This is a genomic window from Paraburkholderia sp. UYCP14C, assembly GCF_004197395.1.
Taxonomy (GTDB): Bacteria; Pseudomonadota; Gammaproteobacteria; order Burkholderiales; family Burkholderiaceae; genus Paraburkholderia.
The window spans coordinates 78,679-105,547 of record NZ_SELS01000005.1; the positions used below are offsets into that span (position 1 = coordinate 78,679).

Here is a 26,869-nt window from a genome sequence, read left to right on the forward strand (position 1 = left end):
CGTTATCGCGGCTCAACGATTGCGGTCGCTGCGCCACTGCGCAAACGTGACGAGATCGACGCCGACCTCCGCCGGCTCGATGCGGGTCCAGCCGAAGAACGCGTCGTCCCAGCCGGGAATGCTTTGGGGCTTCAGCGACCGGAACTTCATGCCGGAACGATACGCGAGGTCCGGCCAGAACAGCGGCATCACCTCGCGCGTGGCGAGCTGGCGCAGCAGATCGGACGGACCACCCTCGTCGGCGACGATCTCGCCCTGCGAGATCCAGTCGTTCTCGGCCCACGCGACAAACACGCTCGGGTTGCCCGCGGCGTCGAACATCAGGATCACGTTCTGGTCAGGCCGCCAGTAATACTCGACGATGCCCTGAGCGGCCACCACTTCATCGATCACCTTGCGCGTGCGCGGATCGCAGTAGGTCATGCCGTTTTCGCCGAGGGCGAGCCAGCCCGACTCCCCGCAATGGCGGCTCTTCGCGTCCTTCAGGAAATGCGTGAGGCGATTGGCCGAATCCGCGTCGGTCTTGCGCAGGTACAGGTCGACGATGCCGGCGTTGAACGCCTTCACCGCGACGGTTTCATCGGCGACACCGGTGAGCAGCACCTTCGCGCAACGCAGATGCGAGATCGACGACAGAAACTCGACGCCGCCGATGCCCGGCATGTCGTAGTCGACGACGACCGCCGCCACTTCCTCGAAGCGCGACGGCCGCGCGACGATGTCGCGCTCCGCCGAGGTCTCGACGAAGCGCTCGACGCCCGGCTCGCTCAGACACGCCGATGCCGCCGCGAATTCGAGCGAATTCTCGCGCGCGTGCTGGCGGATATAGTTGAGCGCCGCTTGCGGGCGCGTGAAAAACAGGTTCGTGTACGTGCCCGGGAAAAACCGGCGGAGCGCATCGAGGTAGCTGTCGTTGTCGTCGACGAAAACCACCGTGGACGGATAAAAAACGGGAGGTCGAATAAAGTTGTTCATTATCTTCACGTGTTTCCCACGCCGCCGCGAACGCCACGGACCGACCGGTCGTTCTGGCGTCTCGCAAAGCGACTGCCCAAGGAATGCCGGGCGATGTCTCGCCCGCGGGTCCGCATGATCAATGGGTTCTTGTCGCTACTTCCGGTCACCGCCTGCCGTCGCCGCGGTCGACGCGTTTTCACGCGTCCCGGTGGCGCAGTTTGGCGGGCCCGCCGGCGTGTGGATCGTGAGCCAGTCGCTGCAAGTCACTTTTACACGCCGGATCATCGAACCGGGGCTGCCGGTCGTCTGCAACGGTTCGTATAGTACAGGCTCCACGCATCGGCGGCACAACTTAAATCGCTTTCCTGCAGACGCCTGTCGCGCAAATGCGGCGCACATAATTGGTCGAAAAAGAAAGGCGCAATAACCGGAAAAAATGTCCGTTTCCGGCGTGGCGACGAATGGCGATAACGGCAACCGTGCGCCGTTTTGGTGCCAGCTCCATTCGGACATCAACCATCGTGTTGCGCCGCAATATGCGGGCGAAAAGCGTCGCTGGAGATATGGTCGTTTATCATCAAGCCATCGTAGTTGCTTAGTGGTTGTTGCTTAGATATGACGAATACCGGCAAGTTGATGATAGTCGGGCTGCTCGTGGTCGATGCGGGCGTCGCGGGCTACCTCCTTTACCCCAGGGACGATCAGGCGCCGGCCGTGACCGGCGCGGTGACCCGCAGCGTCACCGGCGAGGTGGAATCGGAACCGCAGACCGACACGACGCGCGCCGCCGGCGCCAGCTTGATGCCGGCGCAACCGGTGAGCCCGCCCGCACCGCGCGCGGACATCGCGAACAACGCCGCGATCGCGCCGCAATCGGCGCTTCCGCAGACGGAGTCGGCTGCTCCGGCGCCGGCACCGGCCCAGGCAATCGCGCCCGCACCGGCCCAGGCGATCACCCCGGCCCCTGCTCCCGCCCCATCGCTGCCCGCAACAGCGGCCGCGCCCGCGCCGGGCGTCACGCCCGATTCGGGCCAGTCCGCGAGCGGCCGCATCGATAACACGACGCCGGCCGCGGCCAATCCGGCCGCAGTCGCGCGCGCACCCTCGAAACCGCAGCCGTACGCCCAGCAAAAAGCCCAACCGAGGCCGCAATACGGGCCGCGCGTCGACCAGACCCAGGCGCGCCGGCGCGACGAAACGCATCCGAATGGCTCCAATCCCGTCGCCGCGATGCTGACCGACCAACTGGTCAAGGAATCGGCGAAACCCGATCCGTCGCTGCCGATGCCGCCCGGCGTCACCGTGCCGACGCCGTCTGCCAATGCCCCCGCGGCTGGCGCGGGTAGCGGCCGCGGCACGAACCCGGTCGGCTCGGCGATGACCGATCAGCTCGTGCGCGAATCGTCGAAAGTGACACCGACGCCGCCAGCGGCGCAGCCGCCGATCCTCAAGCCCTGAGCCGCGCCGGCCACTCCGCGCCTACGGCCGTGACGCCACCTCGTCGAGGTGCGCAAGCAGATCGGCCGGATCGTCATAGACGCGCAACGCCCCCGCGCGCTCCAGTTCCTCGGTGCCGTAGCCACCCGACAGCAGGCCAACGCCGAGCGAACGGCAGCGGCGCGCGGCAAGCATGTCCCAGATGCTGTCGCCGACCACGACCGTGTGCTCGATCGGCACGCCGAGCCGCTCGGCCGCGGCGAGGAACAGGTCAGGATCGGGCTTCGCGTATTTGACGTCGTCGCGCGTGACGACGACCGCCTTCGCCGGATCGACGCCGAGCGCCGCCAGATTCAGCGCGGCGGTTTCCATCCGCCCGCTCGTCGCGACGGCCCATGGCGTGCCGGCCTGCGTCAGCGCATCGAGCAGTTGGCGCGCGCCCGGCAGCGGGCAAACCTGGGCGCGCATGCGCTGATAGGCGGCCGCATGCGCGTGCCGCAGCCGTTCGGCGCGTTCGACGCTGATCTCGCCGTGGGTCTCCCGCAGCAACTGGTCCGTGAACAGGCCGCCGCTCATGCCGATCTTGCGATGGATGCGCCAGACCGATAGCGGGATCCCCTCGCTGTCGAGCGCCTCTTTCCATGCCAGCACGTGCTGATAGACGCTGTCGACGAGCGTGCCGTCGAGGTCGAAAAGAAAGGATGTCTGGATACGCATGCCGGCCTCCGGTGATGATGGGTTCGGTCACTATGCCATGTGTCGATGAAGCGGCCAGGACGGCTGGACTCGTTTCAGGGCGCTCCGGCATCTGTACGATTTGCGCGAATCACCACAGTTTCGCGCGTTCTTGCGGCTATTTCGCCCCGCCCCCTCCCGACGCCAGCCGGAACACGGTAAGCTTCGGCCCCTCGTTGTTTGCGTCGTCAACCGTTTTTTGAAAAATCCCCGCCTGATTTCCCCGCTGGACGAATGGAGCGCGTTTTCCGCGCCCCGCATCTGGCCCGAGCACGCTGCGTGCTCGCGGCTGATTCTCCAAATCATCCGGTAGCCCGCGCCGAATTGTCGGCTCGCAGTCATTCGCAATAAACAGCGGGGAAATAACCGGCATTTTTCTATTTTCGCAATAACGCGATATCGCAAGCGTAATACGCGCGCGCCGCCATCCGGCGAAGCGCGCAACGAGCCCAATTCAGTCCAAAAACACGTTTGTTAATCAAGGAATTCGCGATGAAAAAGACCCTGTTCGCCGCGGCGCTGTGTGGCGCCTTCACGATCCCGGCGCACGCTCAAAGCAGCGTGACGCTGTACGGCCTGATGGACGCCGGCATCGTCTACACGAATAGCCAGCTTGGCCACAGCAACTGGCAGCTCGCGAGCGGCACCACGCAGAACACGGTGTTCGGCCTGAAGGGTTCGGAAGACCTCGGCGCGGGCCTGCACGCGGTCTTCAAGCTCGAACAGGGCTTCATGATGAACAACGGTGCGCAGGCCTTCGCCGGCAGCGCGTTCGGCTCGCAGGCGTGGGTCGGCCTGCAAAGCGATACCTACGGCACGCTCACGTTCGGCCGCCAGTTCGACGTGATGAACGATGCCGTCGGTCCGCTGACAGCGGCCTACAACACGTGGGGCGGCAGCCTCGCCGCGCATCCGTTCGAGAACGACAATCTCGCTGCGAACTCGGTCGTGATCAACAACTCGGTCAAGTACGCGAGCCCGCTGTACCGCGGCCTGACGTTCGAGACGATGTACTCGTTCAGCAACAAGGCGGGCGACTTCGCGAACAACCGCACGTACGGCTTCGGCCTTTCGTACGCGCAGGGCCCGCTGAATCTGGCGGCCGGCTACCTGCAGTTCAACAACGCGGGCAACGGCACCGGCGCCGTGACCGCCGGCGACACCAGCGCGAACTTCATCGCCGAACGCCAGCGCGTGTGGTCGCTCGGCGGCAACTACACGTTCGGACCGGCAACCGTCGGCCTCGTCTGGAGCCACACGCAGATTGACAACGTCGCGGGCGTGTTCTCGTTCGGCACCGGCAGCTATCTCGGCGCGGCCGGCGACGCCACCGGCACGCTCGGCGGCTCGCTGCGCCTCGACAACTACGAGGTCAACGCGAAGTACGCGCTGAGCCCGGCCTGGAGCGTGTCGGGTGCGTACACCTTCACGCATGGCGCGTATAACGGCTCGTCGCCGGCATGGAACAGCGCGATGCTGCAGACCGACTACGCGCTCAGCAAGCGCACCGACTTTTACCTCGAAGGCGTGTACCAGAACGCGCACGGCGCGCCGGCCGATTCGGTGTTGTCGCACGCGATGATCAACACGCTGTCGCCGTCGTCGACGAATACGCAGGTCGCGGTGACGGTGGGCATGCGTCACGCGTTCTGATGCTGCGCGGCGCGGGCGTGGGTGGCCGCGTGGGTGCGATGCCCTCACGACGGCGCCGCCGCGATCACCCGCGACGCGAGCGCATGATGCTGGCCGCGTCGCGAGCGGATCGCGTGAATCTCCTCGATCACGCCGTCCGCGCGGCCGAGCCAGCGCAAGCCCCTCAATAGCGTGAGATCTTCGGCGCCGAGCTCCGCGAGCGGAAACACGCCGAGCCCGCGCGCCGCGAACACCGCCATCAACGCGCTGTCCTCGAATTCGCCGACGACGCGCGGCCTGATTCCCTGAGCCTCGAACCATCGGTCGAGCCGCGCGCGCAGTGCGCCGTGGCGGGTCGGCAGCAGCACGGGCAGCTCCGCGAGACAGTGCGGGAAGCCGTCGCGCGCCGCTTTGCGGACGATCTGCGCGGGCCCGTACCAGTCGACCGGCGAGCCCGCGACGCGCTGGCTCAGCACGCGCAGGTCCGCCCCGTGCGGTGCCGGCTGACAGGCGAGCACCAGATCGAGCCGATGCAGCGCGAGCTCCGACAACAGCTGCGCGGGCTCGCCCTCGTGACACAGCAGCCTGAGCGACGGCGTGGCCAGCACCGGCGCGAGCAACGCATGGGCGGCGAGTTTCGAAATCCCATCCGACAGACCGACCGCGAGCCGCACCGATTCCGTGCCGCTCGCTTCGCGCATCTCGTCGAGCAACGCCTCGCCCAGCTGGAAGATCTGCTCCGCGCGATCGAACGCCTGCTCGCCGGCCTCGGTCATCGTGACGCCGCGCCCGGCCGGCTTCAATAGCTGGCGCCCGAGCGCTTTCTCGAGTTCGCGCACCTGCGCGCTGATCGTCTGCACGGCCATGTCGAGCCGGCCGGCCGCGCGCGCGAAGCCGCCCTCCTTCACGACGATCCAGAAGTAGTATAGGTGACGATAGTTGAGCATACGGATCCGATACTTCGAAAAAACCGAAACGTCGTTCAGGTTATCACTGGTTCATTCGAACCGCGAACAGGCCCATCATGGCTGTTCCGCCGCTCGCGGCGCACCCGGTTGCCCCACCTCATGGACTCCCTGTTCGCACTCGTTGCCGATCCCGCCGCCTGGGCCGCGCTCGTCACGCTGATCGTGATGGAGATCGTGCTCGGCATCGATAACCTGATCTTCATTTCGATCCTCAGCAACCGCTTGCCGGAAGCACAACGCGCGCGCACGCAGCGCATCGGGCTGCTGCTCGCGCTGGTGATGCGGCTGCTTCTGCTCAGCACCGTCGCGTGGATCGCGAAGCTGACCGCGGTCGCGTTCACGCTGTTCGATCATGGCTTTTCGTGGCGCGATCTGATCCTCGTCGCCGGCGGCCTGTTCCTCGTGTGGAAGGCGACCACCGAAATCCGCCAGCATCTGATCCCCGATGACGAAGCCGCCGCGAAAACCAGCTCGACCGCGCAGCTGACCGTGGCGGCCGCGATCGGCCAGATCATCGTGCTCGACATCGTGTTTTCGGTCGACAGCATCATCACCGCGGTCGGCATGACCGAGCACCTGCCGATCATGTTCGCCGCGGTGATCGTGTCGATCATGGTGATGCTGTTCGCGGCGCAGCCGCTCGCGCGCTTCATCGATCGCAATCCGACCATCGTGATGCTGGCGCTGAGCTTCCTGCTCGTGATCGGCATGACGCTGATCGCCGATGGTTTCGGCTCGCACGTGCCGAAGGCCTATATCTATGCGGCGATGGCGTTCTCCGCGTTCGTCGAGTCGATGAACATGCTCGCGCGGCGCGCGAAAACCAAACGTCTGGCCAGCAACGAGGAGTGATGCCGTTATGAAATGCCCAGTCTGCAAAACGACCGATCTGCTGATGACCGAGCGCCGCTCGATCGAAATCGACTACTGCCCGGACTGCCGGGGCGTCTGGCTCGATCGCGGCGAGCTGGACAAGCTGATTGCGCAGGATGACGTCGACGGCTCGCGGCGCGGCGAGCGTGCCGTTGTGAGCGAGCGGCAACGTTACGAGGAGGGTCGCGATGAGCATCGCGGGTACAGAAAGAAGCGCTCGATTTTCGATGTGTTCGATTTCGACTGAACGCTTCGGCGCCTGGGTGCAAGCAACTGCCAGCCGCCGCTAGCGCGTTAGCGCGCCTTCTTGCGAGCGCCTTTGCCGGTCGTCGCGGCGCGCGGCGCTTCCTTCTCGACCGGCGCGCCGCCGTTCATCTGCTCGAGCCACGACAGCGTATCGACATAGGACAGAAACTGCTTCAGATACCCCGGCGACAGCTCGCGCATCAGCGACAGCGCGCGATGCACGAGGCTGCTCGAATTCAGCGGCCCCGCGTTGCTGCCGGGCACCTGTGCGAGCGACTGGCGCAGCTGCTTTTCGGTGCGGACTTTCGACCAGACTTCGCGGAAGTAGTCGACCGCCGGCAGTTCGGGATAGGCGGCGGCGTGCGGAGCATCGGCGCGCGCGTGGTGGCGGCCGAGATGTTCGATCAGCGCCGCGAGCGTGGCGTCGCCGGCTTCATCGGTTTGGCCGGAGGCGGCTTGCGACGCACTCCCGGCCGCAGCGGCACGCTCGACCACGTCCGCATATTCGGCCAGTAGTCCCGACAATCGTTGCCCGAGCACTCGACGCGTCTCGCCGCTGTGCTGCGCGGCGCGCCGCGCAAGCGCGTCGAGCAGATGAAAGCGCATCGGATCGAACCGATCCGCCCCACTCGCGCGCCATGCATCGAGCGTCGCGCGAGCCGCCTGGATCGCGTCGTCGTCGGTCATGGCGTCGGCGTCACGCCCGTTCTCAAGCACCGGACTTCTCCGCTGCCGCCGCACCCGACGGACGCGGCACCGGCGCGATTTCGACGCGGCGGTTTTTCGCGCGGCCGGGTTCGTCGGAATTCGGACTGACCGGCTGCTCGGAGCCGAACGCCGCCGCAAACACCGACGACGCCGGCACGCCCTCGTCGATCAGCGTGCGCGTGACCGTCAACGCGCGCTGCGCCGACAGCTCCCAGTTATCGGCGAAGCGTCGGTTGCCTTCGCGCAGGCGTTGATCGTCGGTGAAGCCGCTGACCATCAGGATCTGGTCGCTCGCGCGCAGATACGCGGACAGCGGCCCGGCGAGACTCTTCAGCAGCGCGCGGCCCTCGGGCTGCAATTGGGCGGAATTCAGCGCGAACAGCACGTTGCCGCTAATGCCGATGCGGCCATTGACGAGCGTCACGCGGCCCGCCGCGAGCGGTCCCGCGAGCGCCTGCTCGAGCGTCTTGCGGCGCTGCGTTTCGGCCTGGCGCTGCTTGACCTCCTGCTCGAGCTTGCTCGACAGTTCGAGCTGCACGCCGATCACGCTGACCAGAATCAGCACGAACGCGCCGACCAGCACCGACATCAGATCGCCGAACGCGGCCCAGATCGGCGCGGATGTTTCCACGCCGCCGTCGATGTCCTCGCTCATACCGCGTCGGCTCCGGCGGTCGCGCGCTGCGCGGCCAGCAACTGCAGGTCTTCGACGATCTGCTTCTGCGACATCACGCTGAGGTCGACCACGTCGCGCGCCTGCGCGACGTAGTACGCGAGCTGTTCGTCGCTGCGCGCAAGCGATTTATCGAGCGCCGCTTCGATCCGTTCGAGATGCGCGACGAGCTTGTCGTTCGCTTCGCCGAACATGCGTACGGCCGCACCGAATGCTTCGCCGAGGCTCGCGACTTCGACCGCGCTGCCGGTGACCTGCGCGGCGACCGTGCCGAGCTTGCCGGTCTCGTGCTCGAGGTGCTCGGTGAAGCGATTGCCGACCCGTTCGAGCAGATCCGCCGACGTCGAAACCAAGCCATCGACGGCCGTGCGCTGTTCGGTCGACGCGTGATTGACCGCGTCGAGCAGCGTTTCCAGCGTGGCGAGCAGACGACTGCGCTCGTCCAGCATCGCGGTGTCGCGGACCATGCTGTCGGAGAGCCTCTGGCGCAGTTCCGCGACGACTTCGGCAGCAACCTTCGGCGCTTCCGAGGCCGCCTGCACGAGGCGCTCGATTTCGGCGATCGTCGCGTTGGCATGCGTTTGCGTCTGCGCGGAGATATCGCGTGCGGTTTGCGCGAGTGCGTCGCAGATTTGCTGCTGACGGGTCGCCGTTTGCGAACCCGTTTGCTGCCATTGTTCGTTGAGCTTCGCTGTCATCGAACCGAGCGCTTCGGTCCATGCGGCGAAGCGCTGTTCGTCGCGCGCGGCGAGGTCGGCTTGCAGGTTCGCCGCCGCCTTCGGTGCTTCGGCCGCGGCCTGCACCAGTCGATCGATCTCGGTGATCGTCGCGCTGGCATGCGTTTGCGTTTGCGCGGAGATATCGCGTGCGGTTTGCGCGAGTGCGTCGCAGATTTGCTGCTGATGACTTGCGGCCTGCGAACCCGTTTGCTGCCATTGTTCGCTGAGCTTCGCTGTCATCGAACCGAGCGTTTCGGTCCATGCGGCGAAGCGCTGTTCATCTCGTGCGGCGAGTTCGGCTTGCAGGTTTGCCGCCGCCTTCGGTGCTTCAGCCGCTGCCTGCACCAGTCGATCGATCTCGGCGATCGTCGCGCTGGCATGCGTTTGCGTCTGCGCGGAGATATCGCGTGCGGTTTGCGCAAGCGCGTCGCAGATTTGCTGCTGATGGCTTACAGCTTGCGAACCCGTTTGCTGCCATTGTTCGTTGAGCTTTGCAGTCATCGCACCGAGCGCTTCGGTCCATGCGGCAAAGCGCTGTTCGTCACGCGCGGCGAGTCCGGCTTGCAGGTTTGCTGCCGCCTTCGGCGCTTCAGCCGCCGCTTGCACCAGTCGATCGATTTCGGCGAGCGTCGCGCTGGCATGCGCTTGCGTCTGCGCGGAGATATCGCGGGCTGTTTGCGCGAGCGCATCGCAGATTTGCTGCTGATGGCTGGCGGCCTGCGAACCCGTTTGCCGCCACTGTTCGCTGAGCTTCGCCCCCATCGCATCGAGCGCGTCGGCCCATGCGCCCAAACGCTGCTCGTCGCGCGCGCTCAGTTCCGTCTGCAAGTTCGTATGCGAGCTGCCGACCGCGCCCAGCAACGCCGCGGCATGCTGTTCGAAGGTCGCGGCGGCGCGCGCCAACGCCTGCTCGTTGTTGGCGGCGAGTTTGTCGCCCGTGCTCTGCTGCTGCGCCAACGCGTCGCCCCAGGCCTGCGACATGCCGCTCGCCGTCGCTTCGAGCCGCGCGGACACGCCGTCCAGCAACGCGGCCGAGCGCTGTTCGAACGCTTCGGCGACGCGTTCGACCGAAGCGCGCTGCTGCGCGGCCAACTCGTCGCTAGCCTGCCGATGTCCGGCCAGCGCGTCGTTGCAAATCTCGGCGACGTTCGCGCTGGTCGCCGCGAAGCCACTCGACATGCCGTCGAGCTGACGCTGCACCGCTTGAGTCACCACCTCGTGCAACGCGGCGGTTTCGCGGGACAGGCCGGCCATCGTTGCTTCGACGACCGGCTGCAGGGCTCTGCCCGCGGCCTGCGCGCTGCCGGCCACGCTCTCCTTCAGCGACTGCTCGATCACACCGGCCAAACGCAGATAAGCGGCTTCGGTGCGGCCGTAAAACGCGTCGAGGCTCGCGATCTGCCGCTCGTTCGACGCGGCGCTCTGCTGTTCGAGCGCGCTCATCATCGTCTGCAAACGTTCGACCAGCAGCGGCGTCGCTTCGGCCTGGCGCTGCAGCAACCGGAAGCTCTCGTCGCGCTGATGGCTCTGCGAATAGACCCGCAAAGTCGTCGCGATCTTCACGTCGAGCCGTTGCGCCGCTTCGAGCCGCTCGCGGCGGCACAGCGCGGACAGCAGCCCGAGCATCGCCGATGTCGCGACACCCGCGATCGACGTGCCGAACGCGAAGCCCAGCCCCTTGACCGGCGCGGCCAGCGACGCGCGGATCGCCTGCAGGTCGCTCGCGCTCTCCAGCGCAAGGCCGGTGCCGCGCAGCGTCATCGCCATGCCGAGCAGCGTGCCGAGCATGCCGAGCAGCACCAGCAAACCAACCAGATACGGCGTCAGCGCGGGTCCCGGCAAACCGACGCGCTCGCCTTCGACGCGCAGCCGCACGCTATTGCGCAGACTCGGATGGACGGGTTCGAGAAACGCGGCAAGGCTCGCCGGTGGTCCGGACAGTGCGGCGAGCGCGCCGGACAGCGAGGCGGTCGCCTGGCTGTAGCGGCGAAGTTCGAGCGCGCCCAGCACATAGAAGACGCCGATCAGCAGCGTGACGGCCAGCGCGAGCGGATTGGAGACGGCATAGCCGATGGCGATCCAGCACGCCGCGGCGAGCCCCGCGAGAAATACGACGAGATCGATACGATATCTGGACATGGGGTCCCAGTTAGCAGGCGCGAAGAGCTGCGAGCAGCCCTTCGACCGGTTGAAAACGAACATCCAGCTCGGCCAGCAAAACGCTCTGCATGTCCTTGCGGAAGGCGTCGAGCCACGCGTCGGACGCGAGCGGCGCGGCGGCGTTGTTGGCATCCATGGCCTTGGCGAGTCGCGTGGCTGCGGCGCTTGCGTTGACTTGAGCCAAGGGTGACGCCGGCGGCGTGGCTTGAGCGCCGGCCTTGGCTTCGGCTTCGACTGCGGCCGACTGCTGCCGCGTGGTATCGGCAGCGGCGGCAGCCTCGGCCTCTGCTTCCGCCACCCTGCGCTTCTCACCCTCGCGCAAGCGCTCGTAGTGGCCGCCGAGCAAGCCCGGCACCGCGCCGAGCAACGTCCGCTCGCGCTCGCCAAGCGCACGCTCCATCACCGCATCGACAACCGCGAGCCGCGCGAGCGCCGGTGCCTGCGTCGCCAGCAGCGCGCGCAGTCGGCCGCGCAACGTGCCGATCGCCGTTTCCATCGACTGCTGGAGCGCGAGGTAACGCTGTCGGAACACCGCGTAGTCGGCCTGCGTGTCGACGGCCACGCGCGGCGCCGCGATCCGGACGGACGACGGCGACGGGCCACGCCGCCGCGAGCCGGCGAGCACGCTATCGCTGGCGATTGCGCTCACCAGCGAGCGGCGCACGCGCATGCACTCTTCCTCTTCCGCACGACCGAACGCGCGTGCGCCACCAGCGACGGCCGGAGGCTTGCCATCCAGCGCCGACGACAACGCGATCGCGTCGGTCCAGCCGAGCCACTGGCTCAGCCGATCCGCAAGCGATTGGCGCGCTTCGGCGACGTCGGCCTCGCCGAGACGGGCCAGTAAGCGAACGAGCGCGGGCCCGCTGAGGGCGCTGCGCTGAGGGGCTTGCAACATACCACCGGACGCAAAAAAGTCAGCAGTTTACACGCTGACGCATGTGAGTCCGAAGTCGGTCGCTCGATCGTGCGTCGAAAGACAAGGTTTCGCCCGATCGGAGCTGGTCTTAGCGCGTTTTCCCGAGCGCGGTTTTTTGCCGATAGCGAAGCGGGCCTATCCCTGTATAAGATGAAAGCTGGCGCCTCGCCGCGCGCTTGAACGCGGCGCAGCGTCGACAACACACAGAACACACGCAAGGCGGACAGGGAGCATGAAATTCGATACCGTGGTGCTCGGCGCCGGCATCGTCGGGGTATGCGTCGCCGTGCATCTGCAGAAGCGCGGGCGCGCGGTTGCGCTGATCGACCGAAAGCAGCCGGGCAACGAGACGTCGTTCGGCAACGCCGGGCTGATCCAGCGCGAAGGCGTCTATCCGTACGCGTTTCCGCGCGGGCTCGGCACCCTGCTGCGCTACGCGCGCAATCAGTCGCCCGATGTGCGCTATCACGCCGATGCGATGCTCCAGGTCGCGCCTTTTCTGTGGCGCTACTGGCGCAACTCGCATCCGGCGACGCATGCGGAAATCGCGAAGTCGTACGCGACGCTGATCGAGCATTGCGTCAGCGAACATCGCGCGCTTGCCGCCGACGCCGGTGCGAGCGCGCTGCTGCGGCCGATCGGCTGGATCAAGGTGTTTCGTCACGCCGCCGCCCGCGACGCCGAATCCGCGCTCGCCGAACGGTGGCATCGCGAGTACGGCGTCGAGTTCGAAACGCTCGATGCGCCGCGCCTGCAACAGCTCGAACCCGATCTCGACAAGCGCCTGCAAGGCGGGCTGCGCTATCCGCAATCCGATTCGGTCAGCGATCCGAACGCGCTCGTCACTGCGTACGCGCGGTACTTCGAAGCGCTCGGCGGACGGCTCTTCATCGGCGATGCCGATACGCTGCGCGAAGGCTGGCAGGTCGATACGCAGGACGGGGCGATCACGGCCGCGGCGGCGGTGATCGCTCTCGGACCTTGGTCGGATCGCGCGAGCACGCGGCTCGGGTACCGGCTGCCGCTCGCGGTCAAGCGCGGCTATCACATGCACTACGCGCCGCGCCGAAGCGCGCGGCTCAATCATCCGATTCTCGACGTCGAACACGGCTATGTGCTCGCGCCGATGGCGCGCGGCATCCGTTTGACGACGGGCGCCGAGATCGCGCGGCCCGACGCCGCCAAGACGCCGGTGCAACTCGACGCGGTCGAGCCGATCGCACGCACGCTGTTTCCGCTCGGCGAGCGACTGGACGCCGAACCGTGGATGGGACGCCGCCCATGCACGCCAGACATGATGCCGATCATCGGGCCCGCGACGAAACATCAGGGACTGTGGTTCGCGTTCGGCCATGCGCATCACGGTTTGACGTTGGGACCAGTAACCGGGCGGCTGATCGCCGAAATGTTGACCGGCGAGCAGACCTTGGTCGATCCGCGGCCGTTTCGGGTCGAGCGGTTTTAGCCGGATTCGGCATTACGGACACGATCGCCGGTTGCCGAAATCCCTGCTGCGATACCCCGTCAGCCTGTCTCTGCGCTTACAGGCAAAACGTTATTTATCCCCTAAGTAGCATTCTTCATCGCGCAATTATCGCGCATCGCACACTCAACCCCTTCTCCTCGCCCATCTCCCAGAGCGACTCGCGCCAAAATTCCTATTGAGAACGCTTCTCAATTACGGAGTGTTTGCATACAATCCGGACCGCAAACACTTTGTAATAAACATGGAATGCTCGGGTAAGGAAACGAACCTCCGCCCCGGCTTCCCGAACTCGACGGGGATGAACATGAAGTTGCGGTCCGACGATCCGAAGCTCGGCAAAATCAGCACGACACTATGCGGCGTACTGGCCGCCGGCCCCGCCCTCGCGCAGGGCACCACGGCCGCCGCGCCGCCCGAGCGCGAAGGCCAGCTCGCGCCGATTTCCGTGCAAGGCCAGTCGGACGATGGCTTCAAGACCGATCACTCCGCGTCGGTCAAGTTCACCGCGCCGCTCGTCGATACGCCGAAGTCGGTCACCGTGGTTCCCGAGGAGCTGATTCGCAGCACCGGTGCATCGACGCTGACCGAAGCGCTGCGCACCGTGCCCGGCATCACGTTCGGCGCCGGCGAAGGCGGCAACCCGCTCGGCGACCGGCCGTTCATTCGCGGCTACGACGCGCAGGGCAGCACGTTCGTCGACGGCATGCGCGATGTCGGCGCGACCACGCGCGAAGTGTTCAACATCGACAGCATCGAAGTGACGAAGGGTTCGGACGGCGCGTTCGGCGGCCGCGGCGGCGCGGGCGGCAGCATCAACCTGATCACGAAGACCCCGCATCTGGGCACCACCGCCGACGGCAGCGTCGGCCTCGGCACCGACCGCTATCGCCGCTTCACCGCCGACGGCAACTGGCAGATGGCCGACCACGCGGCATTCCGCCTGAACGTGATGAGCCACAACAACGACGTGGCCGGCCGCGACGCGGTCAACAACGAACGCTGGGGCATCGCGCCGTCGTTCACGTACGGTCTCGGCACGCCGACCCGCGTAACCGCGAGCTACTACCACCTGAGCTCCGACGACCTGCCCGACAGCGGCATTCCGTACTACTACACGACGACCAACAAGCCGGCGAGCGTCAGCACGATCTACCCCGCGCCGGTCGATCGCCACAACTTCTACGGCCTGATCGACCGCGACTTCCGCAACACGAGTTCGGATATCGGCACCGTGCGCATCGAACACGACATCAACAGCGATCTGACGATCCGCAACACGACGCGTTACACGAAGTCGAGTCAGGACTACATCTGGACCCAGCCCGACGACAGTCAAGGCAACGTCGTCAACGGCATGGTGTGGCGCCGCGCGAATACGCGCGCGAGCGACGTGTACAGCCTCGCGAACCAGACCGAACTGTTCGGCGAGTTCAGGACCGGCTTCCTGAAGCACAGCTTTACGACCGGCATCGAGTTGTCGCGCGAAACCAGCGTCAACGATTCGTACACGGTGGCGGCCGCCACCGGCGCGATCTGCAGGACCAATGGCATCGGCGCGGCATCGGGCTATAACTGCACGAGTCTCTGGACGCCGAATCCGAACGATCCGTGGGCCGGCTCGGTCAGGCAAACCAACGACCCCAGCGAGCAACGCACCACCACCAAATCGCTCTACGCGTTCGATACGATCGAATTCACGAAACGCTGGCAGGCCAACGTCGGCCTGCGCGTCGACGATTACTCGACCGATCTGCGCAACACCGTCGCCAACGGCGCGACGCGTGTGTCGCGCGACGACACGCTGTTCAACTACCAGCTAGGCCTCGTATTCAAGCCGGCGCCGAACGGCAGCGTCTATGCGTCGATTGCGACGTCGTCGACGCCGGCCGGCGCGCTGCTCGGCCAGGGCAGCGAAACGCAGTCGCTGATGCCGGGCCGTGGCGGTGTCGGTCTGAACGCGGCGCAGTTGTCGCCGGAAAAGAACCGCAGCATCGAAGTCGGCAGCAAGTGGAACGTGCTCGACAACAAGCTGTCGCTGACCGGCGCGCTGTTCCAGATCGACACGACCAATGCGCGCGTGACCCTGCCGGACAACAGCTACGCGATGGTCGGCAACAAGCGCGTGCAGGGCTTCGAATTCGGCGTGGCCGGTCAGCTGACCAGCAAGTGGCAAGTGTTCGGCGGCTATTCGTATCTGAAGAGCGAATTGCGCAACAACGGCAAGACCACCGCCGATAACGGCCATCAGTTCCCGAACACGCCGAAGAACAGCATCACACTGTGGACCAACTACGACGTGCTACCGAAGTTCACGATCGGCGGCGGCGCGTTCTATATGTCGCAGGTGTATGGCGATACTGCGAATCTGCGGGCGGTGCCGTCGTACTGGCGCTTCGACGGCATGGCGACGTATCGCGTGAACAAGCACGTCGATCTGCAACTGAACGTGCAGAACATGTTCAACCGCACGTATTACGACCAGGCGTACGCGGCGCACTACGCGTCGATCGCCCCGGGCCGCTCCGCGTTCCTGACGCTCAACGCGCACTACTGATGCCGCGCGCGATGAACGAGGTCACAGTCCGTGCGCTCGCCAGCGTGTCGCGCGATGAACTCGCCGCCATCCTCGCGGGGCCGCCCGAGCGTGCCGCCGCATGGGTCGCGGCGGCCGCGCGCAACGGCATCGTCGAGGCGCAGGCCGTGTACGGTCAGTACCTGCTCGACGGTCACGGCCTCGAGCGCGACATCGACGAAGCGTTCGTCTGGTTCCGGCACGCGGCGCGGCGCGATCATCCGATGGCAATGAACATGCTCGGCCGCTGCTACGAACATGGCTGGGGTACCGCCGCGTACGCGCCGGTCGCCGTGTACTGGTATCGGCTCGCCGCGCGGGCTGGGCTCGACTGGGGCATGTACAACTATGCATCGGCGTTGGCGCTGGGTCATGGCATCGAATGCGATCGCGGGCGGGCATTGCGGTGGTTCCGGCGCGCGGCCGAACTCGGGCACGCGAAGTCGCTGAACTTCGTTGGCAGCTTTTACGAGGACGGCTGGACGGTCGATGCGGATGCGGATCTCGCACTCGACTACTATCGACGCGCCGCGCAAGGCGGCGACTTTCGCGGGCAATTCAACTATGCGCGGCTGCTAGCGGAACGTGGCGAAATCGCCGAAGCGTTGCAATGGTTGCAGCGGGTGCCGCGCACTGCCACGGCCGCGTTTATCGTGAAGATGCAGGGATGGCTGGCGGCTTCTCCCATCGCCGCTTTCCGCGCGCTCGAACGGAGCATTGCCGCAAGCGCGAATGCGCCCCCCAGCGCAAACACGCAGATCAACGCCACGCCAAATCTGACGCAGGAGCCGCACACATGATGCTGCATCTGCCAGCCGTACTCAGCAAACAGCAGGTCGCGCATTGCCGCGAAGTGCTCGACGCGGCGCAATGGATCGACGGCAACGCGACCTCCGGCCAGCAATCGGCGCAAGCCAAGCGCAACCAGCAACTGCCCGAAGGCTCGCCTGCAGCGCGCGCGATCGGCGATGCGATTCAGGACGCGCTCGGCCGCAATGCGCGCTTCTTTACGGCCGCGTTGCCGCTGAAAGTCTTCCCGCCGCTCTTCAATCGCTATACAGGCGGCGACGGTTTCGGCACGCACGTGGACAATGCGATCCGCCAGCTGCGCGGTACTGATTTCCGCATCCGCAGCGACCTGTCGGCGACGCTGTTCCTCGCCGAGCCCGACACCTACGACGGCGGCGAGCTTTGCATCGAGGACACCTACGGCGTGCATCGCGCGAAACTGCCGGCCGGCGACATGGTGCTCTACCCCGCTTCGAGCCTGCATCACGTGAGCCCGGTCACGCGCGGCGTGCGCGTCGCATCGTTCTTCTGGATCCAGAGCATGGTGCGCGACGACAGTCAGCGCGCGACGCTTTTTCAGCTCGACAACGACGTGCAGACGCTCGCGGCCGAACGAGGGTCGAACGACGCGACCGTCGTGAGCCTCACCGGCATCTATCACAATCTGCTACGTCGCTGGGCCGACGCCTGATTGACGCAAAGCCACAAGCAAGCGAGCCCAATAAAAAAACGCCGCGGACCAATGGCCCGCGGCGTTCTTTATTCAGCCGGACAAACCTCGATCAGGCCGTCACCGCAGCCCGTCGCGGCGACACTGCCGACACCGCGAAGCTCACGACGATATTCGCGACCAGCGCGATCATGCCGATATACAGCGGATAGTTCTCGTGGCCGAAATGCAGCCCGTACACCGGCTTGAGACCTTGCGAGATCGCGAGGCCCGTGCCGAGCACGATACCGACGAGCCAGCCGAGGAACAGACCGGTCGTGTTCAGACGGCGCGTGTACAGCGTGAACACGATGGCCGGGAAAATCTGCAGAATCCACACGCCGCCGAGCAGTTGCAGATCGATCGCGTACTGCGTCGGCAGGAACACGATGAACAGCAGCGCGCCGAACTTGACGACCAGCGACACGATCTTCGCATTGGCCGCTTCCGCTTGAGGCGTGATGTTCGGCGACACCAGCGGACGCCACAGATTACGCGTGAACAGATTCGCCGCGCCGATCGACATGATCGCGGCCGGCACCAGCGCGCTGATCGCAATCGCGGCGGCCGCGAAACCGACGAACCACGACGGGAACAGCGTGCCGAACAGGGTCGGCACCACGTCGCTGGCCGACTTCACGTTCACGCCCGCGGCGATCGCCATATAGCCGAGCAGAGCGATCAGGCCGAGCAGCACCGTGTAGGCGGGCAGGAAGATCGCGTTCTTGCGCACCGTCTTCGCCGACGCCGACGACAGCACCGCCGTCATCGTATGCGGATACATGAACGCGGCGAGCGCCGAGCCGAGCGCGAGCGATGCGAACGCGGTGTACTGATTCGGCTTCAGCAGGATGCCGGTCGCGCCGCCCTTCGCCTGGAAGTGCGCGTCGGCCAGTTCGAACACGTGCCCATAGCCGCCGAGCTTCACCGGGATCAGCCATACCGCCGCGATCACGACGATATAGATCATGATGTCCTTGACGAACGCGATCATCGCCGGCGCGCGCAGGCCGCTCGCATACGTGTAGAGCGCGAGGATCACGAACGCGACGATCAACGGCAATTCGCCGCTGACGCCGAGCCCTTTGATCACCACCTGCATGCCGACCAGCTGCAGCGCGATATACGGCATCGTCGCGACGATGCCGGTCAGCGCGATGGCCGCCGGGAACCACTTGCCGCCGAACTCGCCGTGCACGTAGTCGGCCGCGGTGATGTGGTTCTTCGCGTGCGCCACCTTCCACAGCTTCGGCATCACCGCGAACACGAACGGATAAACGATGATCGTGTACGGCAGCGCGAAGAAGCCATAGGCACCCACCGAGTAGACGAGCGCCGGGACCGCGATCACCGTATAGGCGGTGTAGAAATCGCCGCCGACGAGGAACCACGAAATCACCGTGCCGAATTGCCGGCCGCCGAGACCCCACTCGTGCAGTTGTGTCAGATCGCCGCGTTTCCAGCGCGCGGCAAAAAAGCCGATCACCGTGACGAGCACGAAGAACGCGATGAAGACCGTCATCGCCACCGGGTTCACAGGAATCTGATCGCTCATTTGATACCTCGATACACGATGTAAATCAGCAGCGAGGTCAACGGCACCCACAGAAACTGATACCAGTAGAAGAACGGAAAGCCCGCGAGCGACGGATGCGTGTCGTTATAGAACGGCAGCCACAGCAGCGCGATATAAGGGATCAGCAAAATGAGCCAGAGCCATGAACGGCCGGCCGAGGGGGAGGTCTCCACGAACGTCTCCTGAGTATTATCGACAGCACGCGCGATGGCTCGTGGCCCGACGCGCGGATGCCCGGTTGCCTGAGGTCAGGCGGGAAATCGGGAACGTCGCAAACTCGCTCGCCAAGCCTCACGCAGCGCGGTATGCGACGGGCATGTAGTATTCGCCTTCACGCGCTTCCTTACAAGCGCGCAACTACGTAAGCCTTCTACGTAATAATACGTAGCCCGTTGACTGGTCTTTTTCAACGATGAAACTCAAAGCGAAGATTGTGCTGCTCGCGATCGTGCCCTTTCTGGTGGCGATCGCCAGCATCGAGACCGGCGTGCGCCGTGAAGCGACGGCGCTCGCCGAGCGGCAGCACGCGACCACCCAGGCCGCCTACATGGCCAGCAAGGAGGTCGAGCTCAAGCACTACGTCGAACTCGCGACCACCGCGATCGCGCCGCTCTATGAAGCCGGCGGCGACAACGCGCGCGATGACGCGCTGCTGCGCACCCGCGCGCTCGCGGTGTTGGAGAAGATGAATTTCGGCGAGGACGGCTACTTCTTCGTCTACGACATGCACGGCCGCACGCTGATGCATCCGCGCGAGCCGAATCTGGTGGGCCAGGATCTTTGGTCGTTGCGCGATAGCCAGGGCACGCCGACGATCCAGCAACTGCTCGCCGCAGCCGCGCGCGGCGGCGGCTACGTGCGCTATCTGTGGCATCGGCCGTCGACCGGCAAGGAGGAGTCGAAACTCGGCTACGTGGTGCCGCTCGAACGCTGGGGCTGGATGCTCGGCACCGGCATCTATCTCGACGACGTCGACACGGCGCTCGCGCATATCGACGCCGAGGCCGCGGCCAATATCGATCGCACGATGAAATGGATCGACGCGATCGCGGTGGCCGGCCTCGCGGTCATCGCGCTGTGCGCGCTGGTGCTGAACGTAACCGAATATCGCAGCGCCGACGCGAAGCTGAAGCGGCTCGCGCAGCAGGTCGTCGAGTCGCAGGAAAACGAGCGCGCGCGCCTGTCGCGCGAATTGCACGACGGCATCAGCCAGATGATGGTGTCGGTGAAGCTGCTGCTCGAATCGGCGCTTGCGCGGCTCGAACGCGGCGACGCGCGCGTGCCCGCCGCCGAGGCCGCGTTGTCCACCGGACTCGCGCGACTCGGCGATACGCTGCGCGAAGTCCGGCGCATCTCTCATGCGCTGCGCCCGTCGATGCTCGACGATCTCGGCGTCGCCGCCGCGCTCGAACAGCTGACGCGCGAACTTGGCGACGAGTCCGGCATCGCGATCGGCTTCACGCAGATCGCGCACACGCATGCGGCCACCTTGCCCGATACCGTCAACACCGTGCTGTTTCGCATCGCCCAGGAAGCGCTGACGAACATCGTGCGACATGCGCAGGCGTCGAGCGCGGCGCTGGCGCTCGAAGTCTCGCGCGATGCGGTCACACTGACGATCTCCGACAACGGCCGCGGCTTCGATGTGACCGAAGCATTCGTCGGCGGACGCGAAGGTGTCGGCCTGCGCAACATGCGCGAACGGCTCGAAGCGCTCGGCGGCACGCTATCGTTGAACTCGGAGGCAGGACACACCGTCGTCGCCGCGCGCGTGCCGTTGCCGACGACGCATGTCACGGCGCCGCCCCTGCAGGAACTCTCTTCATGAACGACACGACCTCTCCTTCCGTCGCGCGTCTGCTGCTCGTCGACGATCATCCGCTGGTGCGCGACGGCTTGCGCGCACGCCTCGAAGCCGTGCGTCATTTCGAAGTGGTCGGCGAAGCGGGCGACGCGCAGGAAGCGCTCGCACTGGCCGAAAGTCAGTCGCCGCATCTGGCGCTGATGGATGTCGGCATGAAAAGCGGCATGAACGGCATTGCGTTGGCCGGCCTTTTTCATGAGCGTTTTCCGGCGATTCGCGTGCTGATGCTGTCCATGCACGACAACCTCGAATACGTGACGCAAGCGGTGCGCGCGGGCGCGAGCGGCTACGTGCTGAAGGATTCGCCGGCGCTCGAAATCATTCAGGCGATCGGCGCGGTGCTCGACGGCAAGACGTTCTTCAGCGCGGAGTTGAGCGCGCGGCTGATCCAGGCGTCGGCGACGCAATCGCCGGTCGAACGTTTGACGCCGCGCGAGCGCGACATTCTCGACGCGCTTGCCGAGGGACTGTCGAGCAAGCAGATCGCGCAGCGCACCGATCTTTCAGTGCGAACCGTGGAGACGCATCGACTGAATCTGAAGCGCAAGCTCGATATCGAAGGACAAGCCGAATTGATCAAGTTCGCGGTCGAGAATCGGCGCAACAAGCGTTGAGCTTCGCGGGCGCGCGATAATGGTCGCTCCACACCTGGAGCGACCACAGCATGAAACGCGTGTTCGGACTGAGTCTCGCCACCCTGATGCTGTGCGCGGCCACGGCTCGCGTTTCCGGTGAACCGGCAGCGCGCGTCAATCGCGGCCACGATCCATTCCTGCAGATCTCCAAAGCGATTGCCGATTGCCCGACACCGCTCGGCCCATTCGAAACCGAAAAGGAATGGCTCGACGATAGCCATTACCGCATTGAACGCGGCAATAGCTGCTGGATCGAGGGCCGTTGCCGTTTGCCAAATGCGTATCTATACGACGCGGAAATTGCCGAGAGCGTGCAACGGCGTCTCGCGAATCTGAACGTCGCGACGCACTGGCGCGAACAATCGACTCTGTGGCTCACGCTGCAACGCCGTTTCATTTACGTCGAAGGCTGTGTCGCGCCTGGCTTCGACAAGAAGACTTTCCTCGGCGAACTCGCGAAAACGGCGGACGTGGAGCGCGTAATCGACAACACGATCACCGATCCTCACGCCGCGCGGTTGCCGTACCGCACCCAGGCGGACCCGGACAAGCCGGTGTTGGACCCGGGCAATTAATACGCTAACCTTACGTCCAGGTACGTCTGGGAAGAGTCACAGGAATCGACACCTCCACCCGCGAAGTGGAGACGCTCGCACATTTGAAGACGACCGCCACAAAGATGCCGGAATGCCCGGGAGGCCTTGCCGGGCAAAAGGGAGCAGGATCGCACTGCCGGCTCCAATGCCCCGCCAGTTTTGACTCGTACAGTTACGGATCGTCCCCTACCGAATGATCCTACCCATTTTTCCCGCCAGATCGCTTGCGACCGACTCGGCCTGATTTTCTGGTGCAGCATGGATCGGGAGTAGAAGCATTCCCACTCAATTAACAACCGCCTGCCGCAAACCCAACGCTGGGCCTGTGACTCGGGTCCCATCGCGCCCCTCTGATACCGTCAGCGATATCAGCTCCCGCCCGGCACTCAACGGCCTTAGGTGGGCCGCATCGGAAAATCAGCGCCGCCCGCTTAAGAAAGATCGTCTAAGCCATGCATTTCCAGATGACTTCGGAGGTTGATACCGTCAGGTCACGGTGCTCAACTGAGACCGCCAGCGGCTGCTCGGCCAATGCAGACGCTCAGGTGTTGGCATTGGTCGGTCAGCTTCGGAACACTCTCCGGCCATTCGCATCTCAGCGGTCGTGAGTGACGCGTCTCGCAGTCGCCAACGCGTACTTCCGACGCTGGAACGGTCATCCGGTACCGTCACTTGTTTGCATCGGAGCAACTGATCTCAATCTACGAGAATCTGGCCCATTGCGCAGGTAAGATTAGATGGTCCGCGGATTCAGCGTTCGTCGGACGGGTTCGCCGCAAAACCCCATATGAAGTTCTACGTTACGTGAACATTGACAGTAGGAAAGGATCGCCTGCCCGCGCGTCGACGCCTTCGACCGCGCAGCTGCGACCGGCGTGACGACAGAACGCCCGGCGCGCGTCGTGGAGGGCTGAGGTTCGACGCTACCTGCTCAAAGGTGGCAGGATGCCTTGTTCTTGTAGCGGTTCGACGCTGTTTTCTGGTGCTGGCTGGTCCTCTTCTTTCGAAGGTGGCTCGACGCCCTCCGCGGCGGCCGGCGATATGCCCTTGACCACGACGGGCGGCTCAACTCCCCTCACGGCGGCTGGTGGATGGCTGTCGCCCAAGCCAGGCGCCTCAACGATCGGCACCGGGGCTCTGCGCTGCAGTTCGGTGCTCAGGCCCGTTCCGACGTTCGAGGTGGTGGTGTTCGCACTCTTGAGGACGCCGCGCGCATCGAACAGGAACACCGCCGCCGATGTGTGCGTATCGGACCCACCGACCAGCGATCCGATAATCGGAATGTAGTTTTCGGGGTGCGGCCTCGACGTCACATACGTGTACACGAGCAGCATCGAACCATCGTCGAGCGCGGTCTGCACTGATGCCGGGCCGAGCGTGGTCGTCACTTCCTGAATCGTCGTCACGCCACGCCTGAAGGTCGCCATCTGTTCAGGCCTCACTTCGACCCCGGCGGACATGCAACCGACCAGCAGCGCACCGCTCAGCAGCCCGAGTACCAGTCCGTGTTTCATGTCGCCCCGCCCCCGCTTTATTTAATTCTAGGACGACGCAATGCGGTCGGCACGCGGCGAGAAATCGGTGCCGGACCACCTGACCTTGCCAGTTATGCGGTTGTGCCCTGCAATCCCGTCCCGGCGTGCGATACCGATTTCCGCCACGGCCGCGCACGCACAAGCTGTGGTGGCCTTACGCCGGCGGCTCGTGGCACAGCATCAGCGACAGACCTCCATGCCGGTGCCAACGCCAACGTCGGCGGATGTGGTCGTACCAACTCCGACGCGCGATTTCCGTTCGCGTAGAGCGCAAGAGAATTTGCGACTGGCGCCACAGTTTTGCGACTCTGCGACGGAGTAGTGCAGCTGGCCTTCGCCTGTAGCCCTGCGGCGGCTCGCGGCCCATCAAGCGACCTTCGTGAGAGTTCGCCAAACGGCTGGTCAGCAGGCCGTAGGCGTCGCTCACCCTGGAACCCCAATGGACGAAAAGCGATGGACCATGCGCGGCAGACTGCATTTCGCGATGCTAGCCAAACTGGTCGAACCCAAATGCCGACAGCCGGGAAGAAATTGGTGTGTGGGTCGGTGATACGGCTGCGGGGGCACTCGGATTGTCGATCCCGCCGCAGTCCAACCTTCACGCGACACCTCTAGCGGTTAATCGTGACGATCTGAGTCCGTATCGGTGCCGGTAGACCAAGCATTTGCGCGGCGACAGCAATGACGCTGCTTGCCGGCAGGTCGATCAGGCAATCGCTCACGCTTTCCTTATGTTCGTCGCATCCTTCGCGCCTGCACGGAACGCAGGCTTTCTCCCCTTGCAGAAGGTACACGTTGCCGCGCCGGTTTGAGCCGTGTCGAGGCCATGGTGTTTCAACCAATGGCCAGTCGCATGGCCACGGCCCCCAGCGAACCGGGTCCGACGAACCGAATAGCGCGATCGTCAGGGTGCCGCATGCGGCAGCAATATGCGTGACACTCGTATCGGGACCGATGAAGAGTTTCGCACGCCGGATCACTTCCGCGGTTTCGCCGAGCGTCAGCTCACCGACAAGATTCAGAACCGGCTCGCCTGCTACCGCAATAACCCGTGAGGCATATTCGCGCTCGGCTTGCGCCGGCCCTCCGCTCAGCACGACGGCGAAGTCTTGCTCGCGCAGCCAGCGGATCGTTGTCGCCCAATTACCGATCGTCCATTGTTTATACGCGAGTATGGAATGCGGGTGCAGCACAACCAATGGCTGCCCCTGCCTCGCGGCGGGGAGCGCGCTGAACCGCGCCGCGAACCGGGCCCAATGTTCCGGGTCGGGACCGATGCCCGGCGGGACCACTTTGGCGCGCGGAGTCGCGCCGACCAGTTGCGCCAGTTCGAGCGTGCTCGACACCACGTGTGCGTCCAGCTGCCTGTCGAGCGCCATCCGGTGAAGCATGGCGCGCGCGAACCACTTTACGCGCTCGGCGTCGACCAGCCCGATCCGCTTGCGGCCGGCAACCCACGCATAAATCAGTGCGCGATCGGAGTCGACGGCCGCACACGCAAGATCGTATCGCCGCCAGATCTTTGCCGCGGTGACAAGTCGCGCGCGTAGCGGGGCGCGTGGAGCCTCAACGGTGACGCGGCGCAGGTCCGGGTTGTGCTCAAGGGCTCCCTCTGTTCCTCGTAATACGAGCATGTCGATGTTGGCCTCGGGCCATTGCGCCTTCAGCGACCGGACAAGCGGCGTCACCAGCAACACATCGCCTATCCGACGTGGGCAGACCACAAGAACCGTTCGCGGATACCGCTTCGAGATCAGCGCTCGCGTCTTGCCCTCCTCGCCGGTTTCACGCTTGCGCGCCTCGATCCACGCAAGCAGTGTTGCAACACTCAGTGCAAAAAAAGCTGCGCTCATCACGAGCGTCAACGCGTCGATCGTCAACCCGAAAATGACCGTACCGCCGACCACCGTGAGTCCCTGATACGACGCGGTAGCGGTTTCGCGATCCTCGCTGAGTCTGTTCTGCCAGAATGATGTGAAGGTCCCGACGTACAGAAGCAGCAGTGCAGCCACGCCGGCCGTTCCCATCTGGGAAAGCGCGGAAAAAAACTCACTATGTGCGCCCGCATTGACGATCGCTCGCGGCGCCTCACCACGTTCGGCGAGCCCGTTTAGCGCCTCTTCCAGACGCCCGCGTCCCACGCCAAACGCGGGATGGCGCAGGTATAGAAGCGCGGATGCGCGCCATAGTTCAAGGCGCAGGCCAAGCGAAGAATCGATCTCGCCTTGCTGCATCCTCCTGGCGTCGGACACGATTGCGTCGACCCGCTGTACGACAATGCGCGTAGATGCAAGCGCCACGAAAACCGTCAAGATTGCACAGCCCAATGCAATGCGCGCCCGCCTGCTGTTCAGCCGGTGCAAGCCACCGACTGCCGTCCAGACGAACAGCGGTAGCGCTATCCAGCCGCCGCGCGAGCCCGACAGATACGACGCATAGCCACCGAGCAGAAATGCAGTGATCCTGATCGCCGTCTCAGCTGCGCGCATGCGCCCGCCCAGCGTGATCGGCACAATCGACAGGAAACCAAGCAGCAATGCTGTGTCGCCGAAAGGGATCGGGTTGGTGAATGAATTGCCGAGCCGACCGGCAAGAATCCAGACTTCTGGATGAAACTGCGCGTAAATGGCCCATGAACCGGCGCCCATCGCGCCCGCCACAAATCCCCATTGCACGAGGCGCAGTCGCCGCGATGGGAGCGATTCCAGGTAGAAAAAAATTGGCACGGCGAGAACCAGCCGCAGGAATGGGTCGAGCGATGGGAACGTGCCGCTTCGAAAAATCGCTATCTGGAAAAGTATGACAGCCGGCATCGCGGTCAGACCCAGGACGAACAGGGGGTGTTCGCGAAACAGTGCTGCCGCCCGACGCCGACTCCCAGCTTTGCACAGGTAAGCCAGAGCGAGCGCAAAAACAACGAAGAAACAGTAGCCGGTGCCACCTCTTATCGAAAGCATGACCGCCGGCGATAACACGACAGCTAGGGTAGCGACACTGTCTGATAGTGGCGTGATGCGCATCGGATCGACTCCTGAGACTCGGGCCAATCATCCCTTCCGGGCCGTACGGACAGGCTTGTC

Annotated in this window: 22 protein-coding genes and 1 pseudogene; 11 read left to right on the forward strand and 12 right to left on the reverse strand. The window is 64.9% G+C overall.

Annotated features, from left to right (window positions below; genetic code table 11):
- Window positions 1-12: 12 nt before the first annotated feature.
- Window positions 13-975, reverse strand: coding sequence for a response regulator (locus EVC45_RS06090; RefSeq protein ID WP_129957129.1), 963 nt, complete (start codon window positions 973-975; stop codon window positions 13-15).
- Between the two features lie 618 nt (window positions 976-1,593).
- Between EVC45_RS06090 and EVC45_RS06095 the strand changes: the two genes are divergently transcribed.
- Window positions 1,594-2,415, forward strand: a complete 822-nt coding sequence (locus EVC45_RS06095) for a hypothetical protein (protein WP_248295040.1) — start codon at window positions 1,594-1,596, stop codon at window positions 2,413-2,415.
- A 21-nt stretch (window positions 2,416-2,436) separates the two neighbouring features.
- Here the strand turns inward: EVC45_RS06095 and EVC45_RS06100 are convergent, their stop codons facing one another.
- Complete coding sequence (locus EVC45_RS06100; RefSeq protein WP_129957131.1) at window positions 2,437-3,111, reverse strand: HAD family hydrolase; 675 nt, start codon at window positions 3,109-3,111, stop codon at window positions 2,437-2,439.
- 510 nt (window positions 3,112-3,621) lie between these two features.
- On the opposite strand from EVC45_RS06100, the gene EVC45_RS06105 reads away from it, so the two are divergent.
- Window positions 3,622-4,782, forward strand: coding sequence for a porin (locus EVC45_RS06105; protein ID WP_129957132.1), 1,161 nt, complete (start codon window positions 3,622-3,624; stop codon window positions 4,780-4,782).
- Window positions 4,783-4,826: 44 nt separating this feature from the next.
- Here EVC45_RS06105 and EVC45_RS06110 read toward each other — a convergent pair whose 3' ends face one another.
- Entirely contained in the window at window positions 4,827-5,708 is an 882-nt protein-coding gene (locus tag EVC45_RS06110; RefSeq protein ID WP_129957133.1) for a LysR family transcriptional regulator, read from the reverse strand.
- 120 nt (window positions 5,709-5,828) lie between these two features.
- Between EVC45_RS06110 and EVC45_RS06120 the strand changes: the two genes are divergently transcribed.
- On the forward strand, window positions 5,829-6,581 hold the full coding sequence (locus EVC45_RS06120) for a TerC family protein (protein WP_129957134.1): 753 nt from the start codon (window positions 5,829-5,831) through the stop codon (window positions 6,579-6,581).
- Window positions 6,582-6,588: 7 nt separating this feature from the next.
- A complete protein-coding gene (locus EVC45_RS06125; protein WP_129957135.1) occupies window positions 6,589-6,849 on the forward strand; it encodes a zf-TFIIB domain-containing protein in 261 nt (86 codons plus the stop codon).
- Window positions 6,850-6,896: 47 nt separating this feature from the next.
- Here the strand turns inward: EVC45_RS06125 and EVC45_RS06130 are convergent, their stop codons facing one another.
- The 4 genes from EVC45_RS06130 to EVC45_RS06145 are packed head-to-tail and all read right to left on the reverse strand — an operon-like array spanning window position 6,897 to window position 12,006.
- Window positions 6,897-7,535 carry a DUF2894 domain-containing protein gene (locus EVC45_RS06130; RefSeq protein WP_129957288.1) on the reverse strand — a complete coding sequence of 213 codons (639 nt, stop codon included), beginning with the start codon at window positions 7,533-7,535 and terminating at the stop codon, window positions 6,897-6,899.
- A gap of 22 nt (window positions 7,536-7,557) precedes the next feature.
- The gene (locus tag EVC45_RS06135; RefSeq protein ID WP_129957136.1) at window positions 7,558-8,211 is read right to left on the reverse strand and encodes an OmpA family protein; all 654 of its coding nucleotides are present in this window, start codon (window positions 8,209-8,211) and stop codon (window positions 7,558-7,560) included.
- Window positions 8,208-11,087, reverse strand: a complete 2,880-nt coding sequence (locus tag EVC45_RS06140; RefSeq protein WP_129957137.1) for a DUF802 domain-containing protein — start codon at window positions 11,085-11,087, stop codon at window positions 8,208-8,210. The genes EVC45_RS06135 and EVC45_RS06140 overlap by 4 nt, the downstream gene beginning before the upstream one ends.
- A 10-nt stretch (window positions 11,088-11,097) precedes the next feature.
- Window positions 11,098-12,006 (reverse strand): DUF3348 domain-containing protein, encoded by a 909-nt coding sequence (locus EVC45_RS06145; RefSeq protein ID WP_129957138.1) that lies wholly within the window; start codon window positions 12,004-12,006, stop codon window positions 11,098-11,100.
- A 253-nt stretch (window positions 12,007-12,259) separates the two neighbouring features.
- Between EVC45_RS06145 and EVC45_RS06150 the strand changes: the two genes are divergently transcribed.
- The 4 genes from EVC45_RS06150 (at window position 12,260) to EVC45_RS06165 (ending at window position 17,565) form a co-directional block, all read left to right on the forward strand.
- Window positions 12,260-13,492: an FAD-binding oxidoreductase gene (locus tag EVC45_RS06150; RefSeq protein WP_129957139.1), complete on the forward strand. Its 1,233-nt coding sequence runs from the start codon at window positions 12,260-12,262 to the stop codon at window positions 13,490-13,492.
- Window positions 13,493-13,817: 325 nt separating this feature from the next.
- Entirely contained in the window at window positions 13,818-16,067 is a 2,250-nt protein-coding gene (locus tag EVC45_RS06155) for a TonB-dependent siderophore receptor (RefSeq protein ID WP_129957140.1), read from the forward strand.
- 11 nt (window positions 16,068-16,078) lie between these two features.
- The gene (locus EVC45_RS06160) at window positions 16,079-16,885 is read left to right on the forward strand and encodes a tetratricopeptide repeat protein (RefSeq protein ID WP_129957141.1); all 807 of its coding nucleotides are present in this window, start codon (window positions 16,079-16,081) and stop codon (window positions 16,883-16,885) included.
- Window positions 16,882-17,565 carry a Fe2+-dependent dioxygenase gene (locus tag EVC45_RS06165; protein WP_129957142.1) on the forward strand — a complete coding sequence of 228 codons (684 nt, stop codon included), beginning with the start codon at window positions 16,882-16,884 and terminating at the stop codon, window positions 17,563-17,565. Before EVC45_RS06160 ends, EVC45_RS06165 begins: the two co-directional genes overlap by 4 nt.
- Before the next feature lie 91 nt (window positions 17,566-17,656).
- Here EVC45_RS06165 and mctP read toward each other — a convergent pair whose 3' ends face one another.
- Together mctP and EVC45_RS06175 are read right to left on the reverse strand one after the other, a co-directional pair.
- A complete protein-coding gene (gene mctP, locus EVC45_RS06170) occupies window positions 17,657-19,138 on the reverse strand; it encodes a monocarboxylate uptake permease MctP (protein WP_129957143.1) in 1,482 nt (493 codons plus the stop codon).
- Entirely contained in the window at window positions 19,135-19,332 is a 198-nt protein-coding gene (locus EVC45_RS06175; RefSeq protein ID WP_129957144.1) for a DUF3311 domain-containing protein, read from the reverse strand. The genes mctP and EVC45_RS06175 overlap by 4 nt, the downstream gene beginning before the upstream one ends.
- A gap of 239 nt (window positions 19,333-19,571) precedes the next feature.
- Between EVC45_RS06175 and EVC45_RS06180 the strand changes: the two genes are divergently transcribed.
- From EVC45_RS06180 to EVC45_RS06190, 3 genes are read left to right on the forward strand one after another with little or no spacing between them, the layout of a single operon-like run.
- Window positions 19,572-20,987 (forward strand): cache domain-containing protein, encoded by a 1,416-nt coding sequence (locus EVC45_RS06180; protein ID WP_129957145.1) that lies wholly within the window; start codon window positions 19,572-19,574, stop codon window positions 20,985-20,987.
- Window positions 20,984-21,637, forward strand: coding sequence for a response regulator transcription factor (locus EVC45_RS06185; protein ID WP_129957146.1), 654 nt, complete (start codon window positions 20,984-20,986; stop codon window positions 21,635-21,637). The genes EVC45_RS06180 and EVC45_RS06185 overlap by 4 nt, the downstream gene beginning before the upstream one ends.
- A 50-nt stretch (window positions 21,638-21,687) precedes the next feature.
- Complete coding sequence (locus EVC45_RS06190) at window positions 21,688-22,233, forward strand: hypothetical protein (RefSeq protein WP_129957147.1); 546 nt, start codon at window positions 21,688-21,690, stop codon at window positions 22,231-22,233.
- Between the two features lie 944 nt (window positions 22,234-23,177).
- Here the strand turns inward: EVC45_RS06190 and EVC45_RS06195 are convergent.
- From EVC45_RS06195 to EVC45_RS47575, 3 genes and pseudogenes are all read right to left on the reverse strand, one after another.
- Complete coding sequence (locus EVC45_RS06195) at window positions 23,178-23,768, reverse strand: hypothetical protein (protein WP_129957148.1); 591 nt, start codon at window positions 23,766-23,768, stop codon at window positions 23,178-23,180.
- 632 nt (window positions 23,769-24,400) lie between these two features.
- The gene (locus EVC45_RS46580) at window positions 24,401-25,642 is read right to left on the reverse strand and encodes a glycosyltransferase family 9 protein (RefSeq protein WP_373682998.1); all 1,242 of its coding nucleotides are present in this window, start codon (window positions 25,640-25,642) and stop codon (window positions 24,401-24,403) included.
- 159 nt (window positions 25,643-25,801) lie between these two features.
- A pseudogene (locus tag EVC45_RS47575) lies at window positions 25,802-26,809 on the reverse strand (O-antigen ligase family protein); the annotation flags it as partial.
- Between the last annotated feature and the right edge of the window lie 60 nt (window positions 26,810-26,869).